At 34.6% G+C, this 19,974-nt stretch carries 11 protein-coding genes; 5 read left to right on the top strand and 6 right to left on the bottom strand.

Features of this window, described 5'->3' with window-relative positions; translation table 11 throughout:
• The first annotated feature begins 91 nt into the window (after positions 1 to 91).
• The gene (locus ABWP60_RS01730) at positions 92 to 1,336 is read left to right on the top strand and encodes an MFS transporter (RefSeq protein ID WP_353147605.1); all 1,245 of its coding nucleotides are present in this window, start codon (positions 92 to 94) and stop codon (positions 1,334 to 1,336) included.
• 12 nt (positions 1,337 to 1,348) lie between these two features.
• Here ABWP60_RS01730 and ABWP60_RS01725 read toward each other — a convergent pair whose 3' ends face one another.
• Positions 1,349 to 2,095: a UDP-2,3-diacylglucosamine diphosphatase gene (locus tag ABWP60_RS01725; RefSeq protein ID WP_502904801.1), complete on the bottom strand. Its 747-nt coding sequence runs from the start codon at positions 2,093 to 2,095 to the stop codon at positions 1,349 to 1,351.
• A 150-nt stretch (positions 2,096 to 2,245) separates the two neighbouring features.
• On the opposite strand from ABWP60_RS01725, the gene ABWP60_RS01720 reads away from it, so the two are divergent.
• The 3 genes from ABWP60_RS01720 to ABWP60_RS01710 all read left to right on the top strand — a co-directional run bounded on the left by ABWP60_RS01720 (position 2,246) and on the right by ABWP60_RS01710 (position 11,910).
• Positions 2,246 to 9,028 carry a T9SS type B sorting domain-containing protein gene (locus ABWP60_RS01720; protein WP_353147602.1) on the top strand — a complete coding sequence of 2,261 codons (6,783 nt, stop codon included), beginning with the start codon at positions 2,246 to 2,248 and terminating at the stop codon, positions 9,026 to 9,028.
• A gap of 62 nt (positions 9,029 to 9,090) precedes the next feature.
• The gene (locus ABWP60_RS01715; RefSeq protein ID WP_353147599.1) at positions 9,091 to 10,011 is read left to right on the top strand and encodes a PorP/SprF family type IX secretion system membrane protein; all 921 of its coding nucleotides are present in this window, start codon (positions 9,091 to 9,093) and stop codon (positions 10,009 to 10,011) included.
• Between the two features lie 24 nt (positions 10,012 to 10,035).
• Positions 10,036 to 11,910 (top strand): OmpA family protein, encoded by a 1,875-nt coding sequence (locus ABWP60_RS01710; RefSeq protein ID WP_353147597.1) that lies wholly within the window; start codon positions 10,036 to 10,038, stop codon positions 11,908 to 11,910.
• 665 nt (positions 11,911 to 12,575) lie between these two features.
• On the opposite strand, the gene ABWP60_RS01705 is transcribed toward ABWP60_RS01710, so the two are convergent.
• Positions 12,576 to 13,523, bottom strand: a complete 948-nt coding sequence (locus ABWP60_RS01705) for a tRNA dihydrouridine synthase (protein ID WP_353147594.1) — start codon at positions 13,521 to 13,523, stop codon at positions 12,576 to 12,578.
• Positions 13,524 to 13,976 carry a 6-pyruvoyl trahydropterin synthase family protein gene (locus ABWP60_RS01700; protein ID WP_353147591.1) on the bottom strand — a complete coding sequence of 151 codons (453 nt, stop codon included), beginning with the start codon at positions 13,974 to 13,976 and terminating at the stop codon, positions 13,524 to 13,526. It abuts the gene before it with no gap.
• Between the two features lie 65 nt (positions 13,977 to 14,041).
• Here ABWP60_RS01700 and ABWP60_RS01695 point away from each other — a divergent pair, with 65 nt between their 5' ends.
• Positions 14,042 to 14,644, top strand: coding sequence for a 2OG-Fe(II) oxygenase (locus tag ABWP60_RS01695; RefSeq protein WP_353147588.1), 603 nt, complete (start codon positions 14,042 to 14,044; stop codon positions 14,642 to 14,644).
• A 126-nt stretch (positions 14,645 to 14,770) separates the two neighbouring features.
• On the opposite strand, the gene ABWP60_RS01690 is transcribed toward ABWP60_RS01695, so the two are convergent.
• From ABWP60_RS01690 to ABWP60_RS01680, 3 genes are all read right to left on the bottom strand, one after another.
• Positions 14,771 to 15,511: an enoyl-CoA hydratase/isomerase family protein gene (locus ABWP60_RS01690; protein ID WP_353147585.1), complete on the bottom strand. Its 741-nt coding sequence runs from the start codon at positions 15,509 to 15,511 to the stop codon at positions 14,771 to 14,773.
• Between the two features lies 1 nt (position 15,512).
• Positions 15,513 to 19,007: an FIDD domain-containing protein gene (locus tag ABWP60_RS01685; protein WP_353147583.1), complete on the bottom strand. Its 3,495-nt coding sequence runs from the start codon at positions 19,005 to 19,007 to the stop codon at positions 15,513 to 15,515.
• A 108-nt stretch (positions 19,008 to 19,115) separates the two neighbouring features.
• Complete coding sequence (locus ABWP60_RS01680) at positions 19,116 to 19,940, bottom strand: Omp28-related outer membrane protein (RefSeq protein WP_353147580.1); 825 nt, start codon at positions 19,938 to 19,940, stop codon at positions 19,116 to 19,118.
• Positions 19,941 to 19,974: the final 34 nt, after the last annotated feature.

Genomic DNA, 19,974 nt, shown 5'->3' with positions numbered 1-19,974 from the left:
TCATTGTCTGCGTTGTGAAAAACTTTGCGGTTAAGAAAAAGAAAAAAAATTTTTCAATTAAGATAATCCGTTTAATCTGTGTACTCATAGAATGACAAAGAAAGACCCATTTTCAGCTTTACGAATTCCAGAATTTCGTTGGTTTGTTTTGATGCGATTAGCTTTTGTATTGGCTTGGTCCATGCAATTTGTCTTGATTGAATGGGAAGTCTACCGAATCACAAAAAACCCATGGTCATTAGGATTAATTGGTCTTATGGAAGTGATTCCAGCAATAGTCATGGCTTTGTTTGCCGGACATATTGTAGACCAATCCGAAAAAAGAGGTATGCTGCTCAAATGTTTTGTAGGAACGGCAACAATTAGTATATTATTATGTTATTTGGTTTACCCTGAAACGACAAAAATTATTGGGAAACAGACTTTTTTATTTGCTATTTATGCTTTAGTTTTTTTTGGCGGAATCATTCGTGCGTTTATCATTCCATCCGTATTTAGTTTGTTAGGATTAATTGTGCCAAAATCACAATTTACCAATGCAGCTACTTGGAGCAGTTCATCTTGGCAAGTTTCTGCCATAATTGGACCTGCATTAGCTGGTTTTTTTATTGGCGGAATCGGCGTATTTAATTCTATGATTTTCGTGACAATTTCTATTATTTTAGGAATTTTTATGTTGTTACAAATCAGTAAAAAACCTATATTAAATAAAAAAATTGGCGAACCCATTTCAGAAAGCTTAAAAGCAGGGATCAGATTTGTCTTTCAGAATAAAATTATTTTAAACGCGCTTTCGTTAGACATGATTGCTGTTTTATTTGGTGGAGCAGTAGCCTTATTGCCCATTTTTTCACAAGATATTTTACAAGTAGGTTCAGAAGGTTTCGGAATTTTACGAGCGGCACCAGCCATTGGTGGTTTATTAACCATGCTAGCTTCTACCTTGTTTTCAATCAAAAAAAATACAGGTAAAAAATTATTGCTAGCCGTTTTCGGTTTTGGAATTTGTATTATCGTTTTCGGCTTATCACAAAACTTTTGGATTTCGGTTGTAGCATTATTTTTAAGTGGTGTGGCAGATGGGTTCTCAGTAGTTATTCGTTCTACAATTCTTCAAATTTACACGCCCGATGACATGCGCGGAAGAGTTTCATCTGTAAATTCTATTTTTGTTGGTTCTTCCAACGAATTAGGAGCCTTTGAAAGCGGACTAACCTCTAAATTATTCGGAGTAGTAAATGCAGTAGTTTTTGGAGGCATCATGACGTTACTCGTAGTTGGAACCACCGCAGTTGCTTCGCCAAAATTCAGAAATTTAGAGATCGAGAAAGATTAAAAGTACTTTTTCTTATTCGTATTTTTTCAATTCAAATGTTTCGCCATCAAAAACGCCGTATGTAAAATAGCCAATCCAATCGCCTAAGTTGATGTATTTTGACTGTTCGTTCAAAGTAATTTCCATTGGCAAGTGGCGGTGTCCAAAAACAAAAAAGTCATACTGCTTAGTTTCTAATTTACGTTTGCAATATTGCACCAACCATTCGTTGTCTTCGCCTAAAAATTTCACGTCTTCAGCACCAGAAATAAGCTTGTTTTTAACTGATAAGTATTGTGCTAGTTTCACGCCAATATCAGGATGTAACCAACGAAACAACCATTTTGAAAACGGATTCGTAAACACTTTTTTCATGCGTTTGTAACCTATATCGCCAGGACCTTTTCCGTCACCATGTCCGATTAAAAATGTTTTTCCGTTAAAGATAAATTCTTTATTGTCGTGATAAACAGGAATATTGAGTTCTTTTTCAAAATAGTCACCCATCCATAAATCGTGATTTCCAACGAAGAAATAAATAGGAATACCAGCGTCTTTAATTTCAGCTAACTTTCCTAAAACCCTAATAAAACCTTTAGGGACAACCGTTTTGTATTCGAACCAAAAATCAAATAAATCGCCTAATAAAAAAATGGCGCTAGCGTCTTTTTTTGCCTCGTCTAGCCAAGCCACAAATTTTTGTTCTCTAGGAAAACTAATTTCAGAAGTTGGCGCTCCAAAATGCTGATCGGAAGCAAAATATATTTTTTTTGAATTCAAATTAATTATTTTTTACAAAATTAGCAAAAATAAATATACAAAAAATAGCTTTATATCGATAAAAAGATGTTTTTTGTCGATATATTTTAGATGTTTACTAAAAGTTTATATTTTTGTAAAGTTAAATATATTAATTAATCACTATACATAATGAAAAAACTACTTTTATTATTATTTATGTTTGCTGGTTTTAGTGTTTTCGGACAGTTATCCGAAAACTTTGAAGGTGCAACATTTCCCCCAACAGGATGGACAACTTTTGAAACAGGAACAGGAGCTACTTATAGCTGGGCTGAAACTAACTTAGGTGCTTTTACCTATGGAGGAGTTGGTAAATCAGCAATAATTAGACAAGAAAATGTAGCTTCAGGCCAGGCTATTGACTGGATGGTTACTTCTGCAGTTACTGTCCCTGCAAATGCTCAGTTGCGTTTCTATACCAAAACCATTCAAACAGGAGTACAAGGAAGTTTGTTTGATATTAAAATTTCAGCTACTTCGCAAACCAATCCGGCAACTTTTACCAACCTTGTTTCCTATGATGAGGCTTCCTTAACTGCTGTAGCCAATGTTTATGAAGAAAAAGTAATTGATATACCTGCAACATATCCTGTAGGCTCTACAATTTACATTGCATTTGTAATGACAAATGATAATGGAGACAGGTGGTTAATTGATAATGTTAACGTAGCACAAAAATGTAATGCGCCAATTGGACCGTTAGGTACTGCTAATGAAAGCACAACCACTGCTCAATTAAGTTGGGGTAATCCAGGTGGGATTACTGCTTGGGAAATAGAAGTGGTGCCTTTTGCAAGTGCCTTTACAGGTGTACCTACCTATACGAATGTAACTACAAATCCATTTACTGCAACAGGTTTATTGGCAAATACGCTATATAAATTTCAAGTTCGTTCTGTATGTGCTAATGGTTTTGTGAGTGATTGGTTTGGACCAAGAAGTTTTCAAACGGCTTCTTTAGGAGATACATGTGCTGGTCCTATTGTGGTTGGCACGCTACCCTATCAAACAGTTGACGATACGGCAAATTATTTAGACCTTTTTGATACTACTCAACCATTAACCTGTAGTGGTTCTGCTGCAAATTATATGGCAGGTAATGATGTGTTTTATTCCTACACCGCTACATTTACAGGTAACATAGCTATTTCTATGTCTCCTACAAATGTAAGTTCAAGTATACATGTTTATAGTGCTTGTCCAGGTACAGCAGGAGCAACTTGTTTAGCTGGAGTGGCAAATCCTTCTTCTGGGATTAGAGATATTAATCCATTTCCAGTAGTTGCGGGTACTACATATTATATTATTATATCTTCAAGTGCGGCACAACAAACTGTTGGATATACTTTAACGATACAACAAGTTTTTTGTAATCAACCAACGGCTTTAGCAGCGGCAATTACATCGCCTACAACAGCTAATTTATCATGGACATCTGAAACAGGAGTTACTTCATGGCAATATTCAGTTGGGGCGGCACCTTATGGGTTACCTACAGGTCCAACTTTTACCTCAACAACATCAAATACTACAAATGTTTTTACAGGAATTCCTGGTATAGTTTATCAATATTATGTAAGAGCGGATTGTAATAGTGGTAATAGTAGTATTTGGTCTGGGCCTTTTTCATTTACAATGCCTCAAGTGGCCACACCATTAAATTTTATTGATGGTTTAGAAACATTAACAGGTTGGACTTTAAATAATGGTTCACAACCTAATAAATGGGCAGTAGGGACCGGAGTAAACAACGGAGGAACTCATGCTTTATATATAACAGATACTAATGGTACTACAAATACTTACAACAATACGGCTACCTCTATAGTACAAGCTTATAAAGATTTTGTAATTCCTGCAGGAGCTACTCAATTGGATTTTACATTTGATTGGCGATCCACTGGAGAGGCACTACAAGATTATTTGAGAGTTTGGACAGTACCTGCTACTTATACTCCGGCAGCTGGATCACAAATTACAGCTGTTGCAAATAGTAGAATAAAAATAGGTGCTGATTTTAATTCTTCATCAAACTTTACTACTCAAAATTACACGTTAAATGCTACACCTTATGCAGGTGGAACTATGCGTGTGGTTTTTGAATGGAGAAATAACAATACACTTGGAAATCAACCTCCAGCTGCAATTGATAATATAAAATTAAATTTAGTTACTTGTCCTAAACCAGGAAATTTAACTATTTCAAATATTTTTTATAACGCGGCACAAGTAAACTGGACAAATGGTGCCACAGAAACGCAATGGGAAGTTTTAGTTTTACCAACAGGTGCTCCTGCACCAAACGCGGCTTCTGTTGGAGTCGTTACAAGTGGTAATCCATTTTCAATTACCGGATTAACTTCAGTTACTTGTTATGATGTATATGTTAGATCAAGATGTTCTTCAACTGACTTTAGTTTTTGGTCTGTTCCGGTAACTTTCTGTACTACTCCAAATTTCTGTGCTGGTGATCACTATATAGATACAGGAGGAACAACCGGCGGTTATCAAAATAATGAAAATACATTTGTAACAATTTGTCCAGCTAACGTTGGAGATGTTGTAACTGTAGTTTTTAACTCGTTTGATTTAGCTGCAGGTGATAATTTAATTATTAGAAATGGGAATTTACCAACTTCTCCAATTGTTGGTACCTATTCTGGCACTACATTGCCTCCAAGTTTTACTTCAACATCACCAACGGGTTGTTTATATATTTCATTTACTTCAAATACAACGGGAACTGCTGCCGGTTGGGATGCTACAATTTTTTGTACGCAACCAATCACTTGTTTTAAACCCACAGCAGTAACAGTATCAAATGTTACAGGTACTACAGCTTCTGTTTCTTGGACAGAATCTGGTAGTGCAACGCAATGGCAAATAATAGCTTTACCAGTTGGTTCAAATGTACCTGCTTTAACTTTTACAGGTGTAAATGCTACAAGTCCGTTTTTATTGACAGGTTTAAATCCTTCGTCAACCTATACTTTTTATGTAAAAGCAATCTGTTCTTCTACAAATTTTAGTTTTTGGTCAGATGGTGTAAATTTCACTACAACGCCACTAAATGATTTATGTACTAATGCTACAGTTGCTCTCCTTAATGACGATTTAAATTGTACTATTTTGAATAATGGAGTTTTAACAGGAGCTTCACCTACAGTAACTCCAGCTTTAACTTGTGCGGCAACAGCAAATGATGTTTGGTATTCATTTGTTGCAACAAAACCGACACATACATTTAGTTTATCAAACATTTCACCTGCAGGTACAACAATTAATTTTGCTTTATATTCAGGGACTTGTAACGGATTTAATCAATTACAATGTGGCGCAACAACCTATGTAGCAAACAGTTTAGTAATTGGACAAACTTATTATGTAAGAGTCTATACTACAGCATCTACAAATACAGCCGTTTCATTTAGTTTATGTATTGGTGCTGTTCCGTGCCCAGAAGCGGTTTCATTATGTAATGCACCTATTACTTATCCAAATGCAACACAAGTTATTAACTTAGGAACGTATGGATGTTTAGGAACTTCACCGAATGCAAGTTTTTTCTTTTTAGAAGCTGCTCAAAGTGGTTCTTTAAGTTACACAATTAATCAAGTCAATACTGCAGGTAATCCAATTGATGTGGATTATGCGCTTTGGGGGCCATTTGCTAGTAGAGATGCAGGTTGTATTTTGATTCCTAACGGAAGCCCTATTAGTTGTAGTTTTTCTGCAGCAGCTACAGAAAACTTTACCATTACGGTTACCGCTGGACAGATATATATATTAATGGTAACCAATTATGCTAATCAAGCAGGTTCGGTAACTATGACGCCAAACCCAACTAATACGGCACAATCTTTTTGTTATCCATATAATACCTTTAATTATTCTGCGGTTACTTATTGTAGCAATAGTGCGAATCAAACTCCGGTATTAATTGCAGGAGCAGTACCAGGAATCTATTCTGCTACACCAGCTGGATTGACAATTAATTCAGTAACGGGAGAAATTAATTTTGCAACTAGTGCACCAGGTACCTATACTGTTTCAAGTACTTTGATTCCTACATTAAGTCCACCAGCAACAAATGCTCCAATTATTTGTACTAGAACGGTAATTGTAACGCCAAATCCAAATGCAACGATTGCTTATTCAAGTCCATCTTATTGTAATTCTGATTCGGCTTCTTATCCAGTAGTTATTTCAGGAATTGCTGGACCTAATACTACATATTCATCCACACCTTCTGGGTTACAATATGCACTTGATCCTATTTCCGGGACAATCACGCCTGCATTAGCGGCACCTGGAGTTTATACAGTAACTATATCAGTTCCTGCTCAAGGTGGATGTTTGGCATATACTAATACAACTACAGTTGAAATAAAAGCAGCTCCACAACTTCCTATTAAAGTAGATGTAAATGGATGTAATAGCTATACTTTACCTGCGTTGACAATGGGAACATACTATACAGGTTCTAATGCAACTGGGACTCAACTGAATGCTGGAGATGTAATTACCACTACCCAAGTAATTTATGTATATGCAACTAATACAGATTGTGCAAGTCAAGTTTCATTTAAAGTAAATATTATTACTATACCAACTCCGACTCCTTCGATAACTTCACAGCCTTCTTGTACAACTCCGTCCGGAACGATGCAAGTTACTTCACCTTTATCATTATCTGCTTCTGCTCCTACGGATTTATTTATTTCTGAAGTTACAGATGCTAATACTGGAGCGCTTTCTTATGTTGAATTATTCAATGGAACTGGTAGTGCAAAAAATTTAGCAAACTATAGATTAAAAATGCATAATAATGGTAATGTAACTGCAACTTGGCAACAAACGTTATCTGGAACAATTGCAAACAATAGTACATTTATTATTAAAATTAGTAATGATCCTGGTATTCCTGGAATTGTACATAATTTATTAATAGCAAATCAAGGTATTGATACGAATGACAACATTAGATTAACAACTTTAGCAAATGTTGAGTTAGATATGTGGGGACCAACCACTGGTACGGTATTTACACCAAATAACCAGCCAGGATATACGTATAGAAGATTAGCTACGTCTACTCCTCTTCCTACAACAACTTGGACACCTACCCAATGGACAAGCTTTGATCCAGAAAATTATTCTAATATTGGTCAATATTCTTTATTTGTCTCAAACTATGAATATGCAGTAGACGGTGGAACATTTCAAGCTTCTACTACTTTTACAGGATTAACACCAGGTTCACATACCTTAATTGTTCATGATATAGTGAATGATTGTTATTCGTCACCATCAAGTTTTACAGTTGATCCTGTAACATACACTAATCCTGTAACTGAATTTTCTTATACCACACCAGTATGTATCACATCTACTACTAATCCTACTCCAACACTTGCAAGTGGATTTACTACTGGAGGTACATTTAGTTATGTTGGTACTGGTTTAGATTTTAATAGTACAGATGGAACCATTAATTTAGCTTCCAGTACAGCAGGAACATATGTTATTACTTATACATATCCTATTAACTTATTGAGCTGTATTAATGCTGGTTCAAGTAGCTTTACAATTACAATTACTGGATCAATTACTCCTACATTTACACAAATACCAAGTGTATGTCAAAACACAACAGCACCAACGTTGCCATTGTCGTCAAGTAATACACCTTCGATAACTGGAACTTGGAATGCACCTATAAGTACCTCTTCAATTGGAACAACAACTTATACATTTACACCTGATCCAGGTCAGTGTGGTGTTTCAACTACTATGGATATTACAGTAACTGCACCAAATATTACTCCTGTTTTCACACAGATACCTAATATTTGTCAGAATACTACAGCGCCAGTTTTACCTACAGTATCAAATAATACTCCTCCGGTAACTGGTACTTGGAATGCGGCAATTAATACTAGTACTCCTGGTACTACTACTTATACATTTACACCAAATTCAGGACAATGTGCTGTAGTGACTACAATGGATATTACAGTAACTGCACCAAATATTACACCTGTTTTCACACAGATACCTAATATTTGTCAGAATACTACAGCGCCAGTTTTACCTACAGTATCAAATAATACTCCTCCGGTAACTGGTACTTGGAATGCGGCAATTAATACTAGTACTCCTGGTACTACTACTTATACATTTACACCAAATTCTGGACAATGTGCTGTAGTAACTACTATGAATATTACAATTAATTCAATAGTAATACCAACATTTAATGCCATTGCTAGCATTTGTCAGAACGAGGCAGCTCCTGCCTTACCAACATTGTCAAATAATACAATTCCAATTTCAGGAACATGGAACCCATCAGTGATCAATACTTCAAATGTAGGAACTTCAAATTATGTATTTACTCCAAACTCAGGTCAATGTTCACAAGCAGTAACAAAATCAATAACAATTGAACCAAGATTAACACCTGCTTTTGATCAAATACAACCATTATGTGTTGGCGATGCTTCTGTAACTCTTCCAGTAACTTCATTAAATGCTGTTAGTGGAATATGGTCACCGGCAGTTGTAGACACATCAGTTGAAAGTAATTCAGTATATACCTTTACTCCTGACACTTCAGAATGTGCTTCTGTAGTTACTATGAATATTTTAGTTGAACAATGTCAAATCCAGAAAGGTATTTCGCCTAATGGTGATGGATTGAATGACTTTTTAGAGTTAGTTGCTAAGAAGGTTGAGATATTTAACCGATATGGTAAAGAGGTGTATTCTAAAGAAAATTACAATAATGATTGGCATGGTCAATTCAAGGGAGGTGGAGAGATGCCAGACGGTACGTATTATTTCGTAATTGAGTTAGTATCTGGAGCCAAGAAAACAGGATGGATTTATATAAATAGAGAACAAAAATAAATTATATTACTACTCTTTTATTAAAAAAATAGGAGAGTAGTTTTTATAAAAAAAACAGTGATATGAGAAAAATATATTTAGGTTTATTGTTGACCTTTGGGATGCTTTCAGAAGTATCTGCCCAACAAGATCCACATTACACGCAATACATGTATAACATGAGTGTTATGAATCCAGCCTACGCTGGAAGTAAAGACAATTTATCGCTAGGTTTATTGCATCGAGAGCAGTGGATAGAGCTAGAGGATGCTCCTGTTACAAGTACTTTTTTCGGACACAGTCCAGTTGGAAAGAATGTAGGTTTGGGATTATCTGTTATTTCAGATAAGTTAGGACCGGTAGAGGAGAATAATATTTATGGAGATTTTTCTTACACGTTAAAGTTAGGAGGAGATCACAAATTAGCCTTAGGTTTGAAAGCGGGATTAACGTTGCATAATGTGGCATTAAATAGTAGAATAGCAAGTACATTACCAGATCCTGGTGATGGTTCTTTTGGACAAGATATAAGTAACAGTTATTTTAATTTTGGTACAGGTGCTTTTTATTATACTGAAAAGTATTATTTAGGTTTATCAGTTCCAAATATGTTAAAAGCAACGCATTTAGATTTTGATGGTAGAAGTTATGGAAATGAGTCGAGTCATTATTTTTTAACAGGAGGTTATGTCTTTGATGTATCAGAAAATGTAAAATTCAAGCCGTTTTTCATGGCAAAGTCTTCATTTGAAGCGCCAGCATCCTTAGATGTTTCTTCAAACTTTATGATCAAGGACAAGTTTGAGTTAGGCGCTACATATAGAATTGACGATAGTTTTGGAGCTATGGTAAATTACGCTGTTACACCAAGTTTAAAAATTGGTTACGCTTATGATCATATCGTATCCGATTTAAAAGTAACTACACCATCCTCTCATGAGATTATTTTGTTGTACAATGTTAACTTTAACAAAAAGGTATCACGTTCACCACGTTATTTTTAATCTATCCAAAAAAACAGACTACACATGAAAAATATATATATACTAGCAGGTGTTTTACTTCTTTCAATAGGGGGATTACAAGCACAAAATAAAGACACAAAAGAAGCAGACTATTTATACGATAGATTAGAGTATGTAGATGCCGCTAAGGCCTATACTAAACTAGTTGAAAAAAACAAAGCCGATGGTTATGTTTATAAGCAATTAGCGGACAGTTACTATAATGTATTTAATAGCAAGCAAGCTGTAATATGGTATGCTAAAGCCATAGCGAGTACGCAAGATGCAGAAACGTATTTTAGATATGCTCAAATGCTAAAAGCGGAAGGGAATAATAAATTGGCAACACAACAAATGGAAACATTTGCAAAAATGCAGCCTAATGACGCTAGAGCCAAAGCTTTTAAAAACTATCCAGACTATACCTCGCAATTAAAAAACCAAGCGAAACAATACGATATTTTAAAATCGGATATAAGTAGCGACAATACAGATTTTGGAGCGGTTCTAACTCAAAATAACGAAGTATTCTTTACCAGCGCAAGAAATACTACAAGAAAGAAAAGCGGTATGGACGACCAACCGTATTTAGACTTATATAAAGCTATTAGAAACACCGATGGTTCGCTAAGTCAAGCCACAGAAGTAGTGGAATTAAATACTAAATGGCACGATGGCCCAGCAACGATTACTTCTGATGGTTCTACAATGTATTATGGTAGTCAGAGTTTCAACGAAGGGGAATTCCAAAAAAATAAAGAAAAACACTTGAAATTAGGACAAATATATTTGTTCAAAGCCACTAAAACACAAGCGGGTACTTGGGGAAATTCAAAAGCCTTACCAATTAATAGCAAAAACTATTCAGTAAGTAATCCAAGCATTAGTAAAGATGGAAAAACCTTATATTTTTCATCAGATATGCCAGGCGGTTTTGGAGGACAAGACATTTGGAAAGTAAATGTAGATGGAGATACTTTTGGTACGCCAGAGAACTTAGGTGCCAATATTAATACGGAAGGACATGAGAGTTTTCCATCAATTCAAGAGGATGGTATTTTATTCTTTTCTTCAAATGGGAAACAAGGATTCGGAGGTTACGATGTATTTAAACAAAACACCAACTCAAAAGATCAAGCAGCTACTAACCTTGGAGAACCAGTGAATACACAAAAAGATGATTTTTCATTTTCGTATAATCTAGAAAAAAATGTAGGTTATTTTTCAAGTAACCGAGATGGTAATGATGATATTTATCAAGCTGTTGCTGTATGTGGCGTGGATGCTACAGTAGTTGTTAAAGATGCAGAAACAGGTAAATTATTAGCAGGAGCAAGTGTTACGTTTGTAGACCAAAAAGGGAAAGACAAGGGCAACCAAGTGTCAAACGAAATGGGAGAAGCTAAGTTTGGTGTAGCATGTAATGAAATTGCTAATTTTAACGCTACCAGAGCCGGTTACCAAAACGGAACAGCTACCATGGCAAAATCTAAAAACGGGCCACAAAATATCGTGATTAACTTAACTCCAATAAAACCAATAATTACAGAAACAGAAGTTATTTTACAACCTATCTATTTCGATTATAATCAATCAAACATCACAGCACTAGGAGCAGAAGAGTTAGATAAATTGGTTAAAGTAATGAATCAGTATCCAACTATGGTAATCGATGCAAAATCGCACACCGATAGCAGAGGATCAGATAGTTTCAACTTAAAACTTTCAGATAGAAGAGCTAAAGCAACAATGCAATACATTGTTTCAAAAGGGATTTCTAAAGAAAGAATCACAGGTCATGGAATGGGTGAAACCCAACCAAAAGTCCCATGCACAGCTTGTACAGAAGAAGAGCACGCTCAAAACAGAAGAAGTGAATTCTTAATTATCAAAAAGTAATTAAAGAATACAACTTATTTAATAAAAAAAATCGTCTCCATATGGAGACGATTTTTTTTATTTAGGAAGAGTCTAATTGCTTTTCTACAATTTTTGTAGATTTTTTCTGTAACTAATACTAGAAAGTTGTTCCTGCCGAAATTTCAGCAAATATGCCTAGCTATATATAGGATTATCCCTAAAAATGAAAATAATATTAATTTTCGATAGAACATGTTAATTTTCGTAAACTAATTGTTTAAGAAAGCCCTTAATTTTATCAATAATTATTCAGCTTATCTCTTCTAAGTAAGTGTATTATGTTTTTTAGAAATGTGATACTTAGTAAATAAACACATTATTATATGCGATTATAAAAACTATTAGGGAAGAAGAAAAATAATTTAAAAAAGTTTAAGTTATCAAAGATTTCCAAATAGAAACTTTTACCTACAACGGTTTCTATTAAATTGAGGTTTTCGATGTTTTATGGAAGTTTTAGGCTTGGAAACCCCCAATTTCTTAAAGCGACAAAACGGCACAATCCCAAAAAAAACATCGAAAAGCCTCAATATTTTACTCCAATATTACAATTATAATTACTAACGGATAGTACGGATTTGTAATCAATGCCCACAAAGTGAAAACAAAAACTACAATAACATAAAGTTGTAGTTTTTTTATGATTAGAATTTAGAAGAAAATATTTCTTTAACAGCTAGTTCGTAATTTCTTTTACTTTGGGCTTTTTTTATTTTCTTAAATGTTTTTTGGGTATCCGGAAAGGATTGTGAAAAGTATTCCCAAAAGCCTAACATTTTCATTCTAATTGGCGTTGGGCCTTGCAAAAACGCATCGTATTCCTGATAAATTTCATCGTGAAACGCGTTAAAAATCTTAAACCTATCTTCTGGATATTCGGTAGTATTATTTTTAATCATACTGGGTAAAAACGGATCGGCAAGTAAGCCTCTACCAATCATAAAATGGTCAATACTTGGGAAGCGAGCTTGCATGTCTCTAAATTTTTCAACGGAAGTAATATCTCCATTATAATATAATTTGTGTTTAGAAACATCCAAACAACGTTGAAACGAATCTAAATCCACATCGCCTTTATAAACTTGCTTACCAATTCTGGCATGAATGGCGATATTTTTTATAGGGTATTTTTCTAAAATTGGGAACACCTCTAAAATTTCTGCTGCATTTTCATAACCCATTCGCATTTTCATCGAAACCACAATATTCGTTTCGCTATGCACTTTATCTAAAATAGAATGAATTCGTTCGGTATTGCTAATTAAACCAGAGCCCATGCCGCATTTTGCCACCATGGGATACGGACAGCCTAAATTCCAATTGAGTTCTTTATAACCAAGTGATTGTACGTATTTTGTTACAAATAAAAACTCATCCGCATCGTTAGTAATTATTTGCGGAATCACTTCTAAAGTCGTATTATTTTCTGGAAGAATATCCCGTTCGTATGACGCTTTAATTTCTAATTTTCCGTTTAAACGGATGTAGGGCGAATAGAACGTATCTATACCACCAAAATGTTTATGAAACGCATTTCGAAATCTAAAATCCGTAAAACCTTGTAATGGAGAAGACAATAAAGTAACGTTCATCTAAATATTATCTGAAGCAAACCATTCTGCAAATGACGATTCTGTTTCTTGTAAACGTAAAGAATGCAACTGAATGTCTTGAGGCAAACGCGCCCTAATTTTATTTGCAAAATCCACTACCATGTTTTCACTTGTAGGTTGATAATCTACTAAAATCACATGATGTCCGCGATTTTGTAATTCTTTTGCCAATTCTACATGTGGGGTATTTTGGTTGAAAACTGTAGCGTGATCAAACACATCCACAATTTCCTCTCGTACAATTTTTTTCAAATCGGTAAAATCAATTACCATTCCAAATTTTACGTGATTGGAATCTGTAATCGGCTCACCAATAACCGTAACCGAAAGTTTATAACTATGTCCGTGTACGTTTTTACATTTTCCATCATAGCCATAAAGGGCATGACCCGTTTCGAAATTAAATTGCTTGGTAATTCTAATTTTACTCATGATGTGATAATTGAACAGCAAATTTACGAAATTATTCACATATCTTTGCTTCAAATGTGCAACTAATGGAATTGAATCCACTTTACGAAACCATAATTACCGATTTATTAGAAAACCAATATGCCGTTTGTGATGCTTTTTTTTCAGAAGAAGCGGTACAGATTATGCGTGCCGAATTGGAACAAAAATTGGAAACAACTGAGTTTAAAAAATCAGCAATTGGAAATAAATCCGATGAAGTGGTAAAAGAAGAAATTCGTGGCGACTATATTTTTTGGTTGAATGAAGAAGATAAAAACAAAGCTTCAGAAACGTTTTTCAATACCATCAACGATTTTGTTTCTTACATCAATGCGACTTGTTATTTAGGGATTACCACAAAAGAATTTCATTATGCGATGTATCCTGAAGGCACTTTTTACAAACGTCATTTAGATGTGTTTAAAAACGATACGCGACGAAAATTATCTATAGTTTGTTATTTAAACGATGAAAATTGGCAACCCGAATTTGGTGGCGAATTAGTCATTTACAAACCAGAAGAAGAAATTAAAATTTACCCACTAAAAGGCAGAGTTGTTATTTTTGAAAGTCAAATTTTAGAACACGAAGTCAAACCCGTTCATAGAAAAAGATTTAGTATTACGGGTTGGTTGAAAACGAGTTAGGGTTTTATTTTTTATGCTACGCAAAGTCTCCTGACTTTGAGTTACAAATTAAATTTATATATTTTTGAAAGTTAGCTCAAAGTCGGGAGACTTTGCGCAGCGTTAATAATTTTAAAAAAATTACTTCTAAAACCCCTCCAACGCCTTTTTCGTAAAATTACTCAACACTAATTTTCCTGAAATTTCGGCACGTTCGTATAATAACGTGCTCCAATGCGACGTGTTTTGCCACAATACTTGTTTCATTTCAGCTAAAGCGTCTGGGTTGTAAGTGGCTAATTGTGAAGCGAATTTTTCTAATGCTGAATCCAAATCTTCAGGTTGCACTAATTTGGCAAACAACCCTTTTTCAAAAGCCCAAGTTGCCGATTTCCATTCGTTTCCGTCTAAAGTTAGTTCGCCCATGGCAGTGTGTCCAATTTTTCGGCTTACGGCAGGTTCTATTACAAAAGGGCCAATTCCTATAGTTAATTCTGAAAGTTTGATATCGGCTTTTGTTGTGGCAATGGCATAATCGCAAGCGGCAATAATTCCTACGCCACCACCAACGGCTTTTCCTTGCACTTTTCCAACAATTAATTTCGAACAGTTTCGCATCGCGTTTATTACATTCGCAAAACCAGAGAAAAAGTGTTTGCCGTCTGATAAATTATCAATTTGCATTAATTCTTCAAAAGAAGCACCCGCACAAAAGGTAGTTCCTTCACTTTGTAAAACAATAATAGTAGCGTTTTCATTTGCGTCTAAATCCTGAATTGTTTTTACTAATTCTTTCAATTGCGCGCTTGGAAACGAATTTCCTGCTGGATGAAAAAAGGTGATGTAACCAATATTATTTTTTATTTCTTGTTTTACGAAAGCTGTCATATTATCTTTTTAAACTAAAGTGTGATTTAAACTCTTTCTGAACGCCTTCTTCTGTATATTCAATTTTAAACCAATAATCTGTGGAAGGCATATCTTCGCCATTTAGTTTTCCATCCCAACCATTTGCATAAGGATTTATTTCCTTTATTAATTTTCCGTATCGGTCAAAAATATAAATTTTGGCTTTAAAATCAGGTGTTAAACCAGATATGTTCCAGGTATCGTTATACGTATCGCCATTTGGCGTAAAATAATTTGGATACGAAATGGTAGTTACGGTGTTGGATTGTTTGATAGGTAAACACCCGTTTATATCACGAGCATAAACCGTATAAAAGCCATTTGGCAAGTTTGTAAAAACTGGACTAGTTTGCCAATCTACTTGATTTAAACTAAATTCGTAGGTGCCAAATCCGCCAATTACTTCTGCCTGAATGGTAGCTAATCCACTTGCGAAAATTTCAGAAACCAATTCTAAATTTACAGAATTAGGCGCTGAAGAAATAAACAATTCTGTTTGGTCTTCTTTTGAACATAATGTGGTTGTATTGGTAACAACTACTTTATAAATTCCAGATGTAGAAGCATTAAATATAGCACTTTCTTGTCCGCCAATTGTATTTGGATTTGTTGGTGTCCAAGAATAAGTATAATTTCCCGGTACTATCGGAGTCGCATTAATAGCAAAATTTCCAGCGCCAGAGCCTGGTTGTACGCATAATAGTTTGTACTCAATAATGTCAAAATTGGGTAATGGATTTACTTTTAAATCTAAATATTGACCCAAACCAACACAATCATTATTTACGTTACTATCAATTCTTACCCATATATTTTGGAGGTTTGGAACAGTATTTCTAAATCCATCTGGGTCAGTAGTGTCTATTGGGTTTGCTTCTGCTAAAGCTTGCGCCTCGGTGGTATAATATGTTACTGTTAAGTTGGAACTATTTGCAAATAAAGCCAAAATGGTATTGGTTGCAGAGGCAAAACTATTAGTTGTTGCTGAAAAACTAAAATAATCAATGCCATCAGTATCAGGGTCGTTTAAATCTATGTAATCATCACATTCTTCCAAAATTATCTTTTGAAAAGTAGCTGGAATTTGTGTTGCCGAAACTAGTAAATTTATCTGTGCTGTCCTAAAACATCCATTAGCATTTTCAATTCTTGCCCATACGATTCCGTTATTAGGCGAGTTATAAGCCGAGTCATTTGTTATTTGACTTGTATTGTTTTGAGCGTCTGTTTGTGTTAGGAAATATTTAAAAGTCAAATTATTTTGAGAAGATAAAATTACGTTCGCTTCCGTTAAATTGAAATCGGTAATTGCATCGGTGTCGTTATCGCATTGTTTTAAAGTAATAATTGAATTTACAATGGGCTTTGGCATTACAACAACATTAAAACTAGTGGTATTGAAACAATTTGTAAGCGTGTTGAATAGTCTAACATAAATAATAGTAGTTGCTCCCGTATACGATGTAATGGCGTTTGCACCAGAAACCGCTTCGCTGGGTAATAAATGATACGAAACAGAAACGTTAGTTTGACTATTTAATATTTCTGCCGTTTTTTGAGTTAAATTAAATGTAATTTGACCATTTGTGTCACTTCCATCTAAATCATTATCACATGCTTTCAAATCAGTGATAGTTACCAAACTAGGTAAATCATAATTAGTAACCACAACACTTGAAGATAATGCAGGACAAACGCCGCTAGCAGGAATCGTATAGGTATACGTTCCGCTTAAATCAACTGCTGGATTAAAAGTACTATTTGGTCTATTTACACCATTTAAAGACCATAGTCCACCAGACGTAACGCCTGATCCTAATAAAAGAAATAAATCAAATGGCGATTGATTTTTACAGGTGTTTTTTGTCGTATTTGTACCTGCGTTATTTGCTTGTTCTATGGTAACATTCACTTTAACACTTAAAAAAGTTAATGCCGTATTACATGTTTTTGTGAATGAATAAATATATTCACCTGCTATATTCACATTGGGATTGAAAACATCTCCAGCCAGAGCAGCACCTCCTGCAGGAATTGTCCAGGTACCACCGGCACCGGGATTTCCATTAATAGCGTCAAATAAATTTGTTGTTGTAGACGAGCAAACAGAAACTGGAGTATCTTGGGGAGCACTACCAAATCCTGAGTAATATCCTGCATATCCTGCTGCACCACTTGCTCCAAAAACACCTACTGCTAATGGCCCTGTGGAGACCACATTTACATTACCCGAATAACCAGAAATTCTATAAGTAACCCAATCAGTATTGCCAAGAACAGCTTGTGATTGAGAGGTGTTAATTGGATTTCCGTTGATAGTTATTGTGGCATTTGAATAAGTTAATATCATTAAGTCGGCATTATAATTCGATGCCCCAATTTCATCAATAGCTGGTAAATAAACAGATTCTTGAAAAAAGCAACTAAGCGGTGGAATAAAATTCAATCCAGAAGTAGGAAAAGATGCAGCGCCACCAATCAATTGATAGGCAAAAACCGGCTTGGATGATTTTACGTATATGTTTTTATTAGTAGTTCCTTGATATTCTGAATTGGGCACTAAGAAATAATCACCAGCATTTAAAGTCGTTGCTGCTGTGGTATTTCCATTAACAAAAATTTGAGTATTGTCTTCATCAGCAATAATTAATGGTAATTCCATTTCAGGTAAACCGTTTCCTTGAATAAAAATATATTCGGTTCCAATTTGTGAAGACGATACAATTTGGTCTAAGGTAAAATCTTGTCCATTATTAGAAACACCTCCAGTAGCGTTTCCCGTACTAACAGCTACTGGTTTTGTTGCGGTTAGAAGAGCGCCTATAAATCCAGTCCAGTTAGCTGTAACATCTGTATATCCAGAAAAAACAATGGATTCCCCTTCGTTTAATGTAAAAGTTTGAGAGTCGGAAGTGATATTTCCAGTCCCAGAAACAAAAACCACATTAGAATTATAATCGGATAAATTAATTACGGTATTGTTTTCTGTTGCCATAACACTGGATACAAAATTTCTAATAAAAACTTCTCCGCCTTGTGGCGTACTTCCTAATCTAAAGGATGTTCCAATTCCAGGTCTCCCTTTGGAAATTAATGTTTCTGCATGATTTGCTGCTCGCATTCTAAAACTAACATAAAAGTCTTTAGTTCCTTCTAATATTAGTCCTTTGTCATTTTTAACAATATTAACATCACTAATATCTAAAAACATTTGAGTAGGTTGTCCTGAGCCTACAGTAACTACAACTGGTGTAGATTGTGAAATTGTAAATGGCGAACCAGCAATAGGCGTTCCATTTCCAGCTGTTACAGTTACTTGAAAAGGAACAGTTTCAGGAGTAGAGAGATATAAATAATGATTTTCAATTGAAGTGTTATCTCTTGAGTGTAGTGGCGGTAACCAATGCTTGTTACTCAACTGAGCATAAGTAGTAAAAAAACCAAAAATAGTAAGTAAAATATATATATTTTTCATTATTTGAATGAGTAGAATAAACAAATTTATTCTATTTTTAATTAATTTCATTTATAATAAAAGAAAAAGGCACATTTAAGCAACTTTTTTTAACTTATAGTATAAAAATTAAGGATTTATTTGAAATGTTTGGGTAGTATTTGGTGCCGATCCTCTAACATTTATAGCTTTTCCGGAGGCATCTAAAACGAATGCTACGAAATATATTTTAGCTATATTAGCAACATTTGCAGGAATGGCAACTGTAAAATTTTTAGTAACTGTTGCTCCAACATTTGTCCCAGTTAAGGTGTCTCCGTAAACTAAATCAGTTAAACAAGCTCTTAAAACATGGTTGTGTTCAAAATTAACAATTGGATTTTGTCCCCCAAAATAGGAGGTTGCATTTACCTGATTGTAAATTAAACCATCTTCTAAAACATAAACTACCAGTTTTAAATCAGAAAAATTTGAAACAAATTTAATATTAACATCCAAATTAATATTACCACCAGAAACTGTTGATTGTAAAGCAATTCCTAAGTCAGCGTTTGGTTTAATTTGATTTTTTACTTCTGTTGGAGAACTAGAATTACTCCATTGTATTTTTCTGTTTAATTTTGCTGCAGGATAGCCAGAAATGTCAAGCATTTGCTCAAGTGCCAAAGCATTAAAGTTATAAGGATCTGTAAAAGAACCAGAACTTCTATGAATTGAAACAGGATAAGCACGAAGTTGTTGATTTTGCACTTGTTCAATACCATGTAAAACCCTAGGGCAATATTGGCACCAAGTACCAGTATAATCTTCAATTAATACGTTTTTTAAAAATTTTCCAGATATTGGTTGTTCAATAACCTCAGAACTTACTGAATTATCTTCCCAGTCATTTGATATGCATGATACATTAATTAACCCTAAAAAAGTAATTGTTGCAAACAGAATTTTTCTCATAAAGTTTTTTGTTTTTTAGTAGTTTGGCGTGAAA

The organism is Flavobacterium sp. (genome assembly GCF_040402895.1).
In the GTDB taxonomy this organism is placed as follows: Bacteria; Bacteroidota; Bacteroidia; order Flavobacteriales; family Flavobacteriaceae; genus Flavobacterium.
This window is presented reverse-complemented; position numbering and strand designations above follow the sequence as displayed.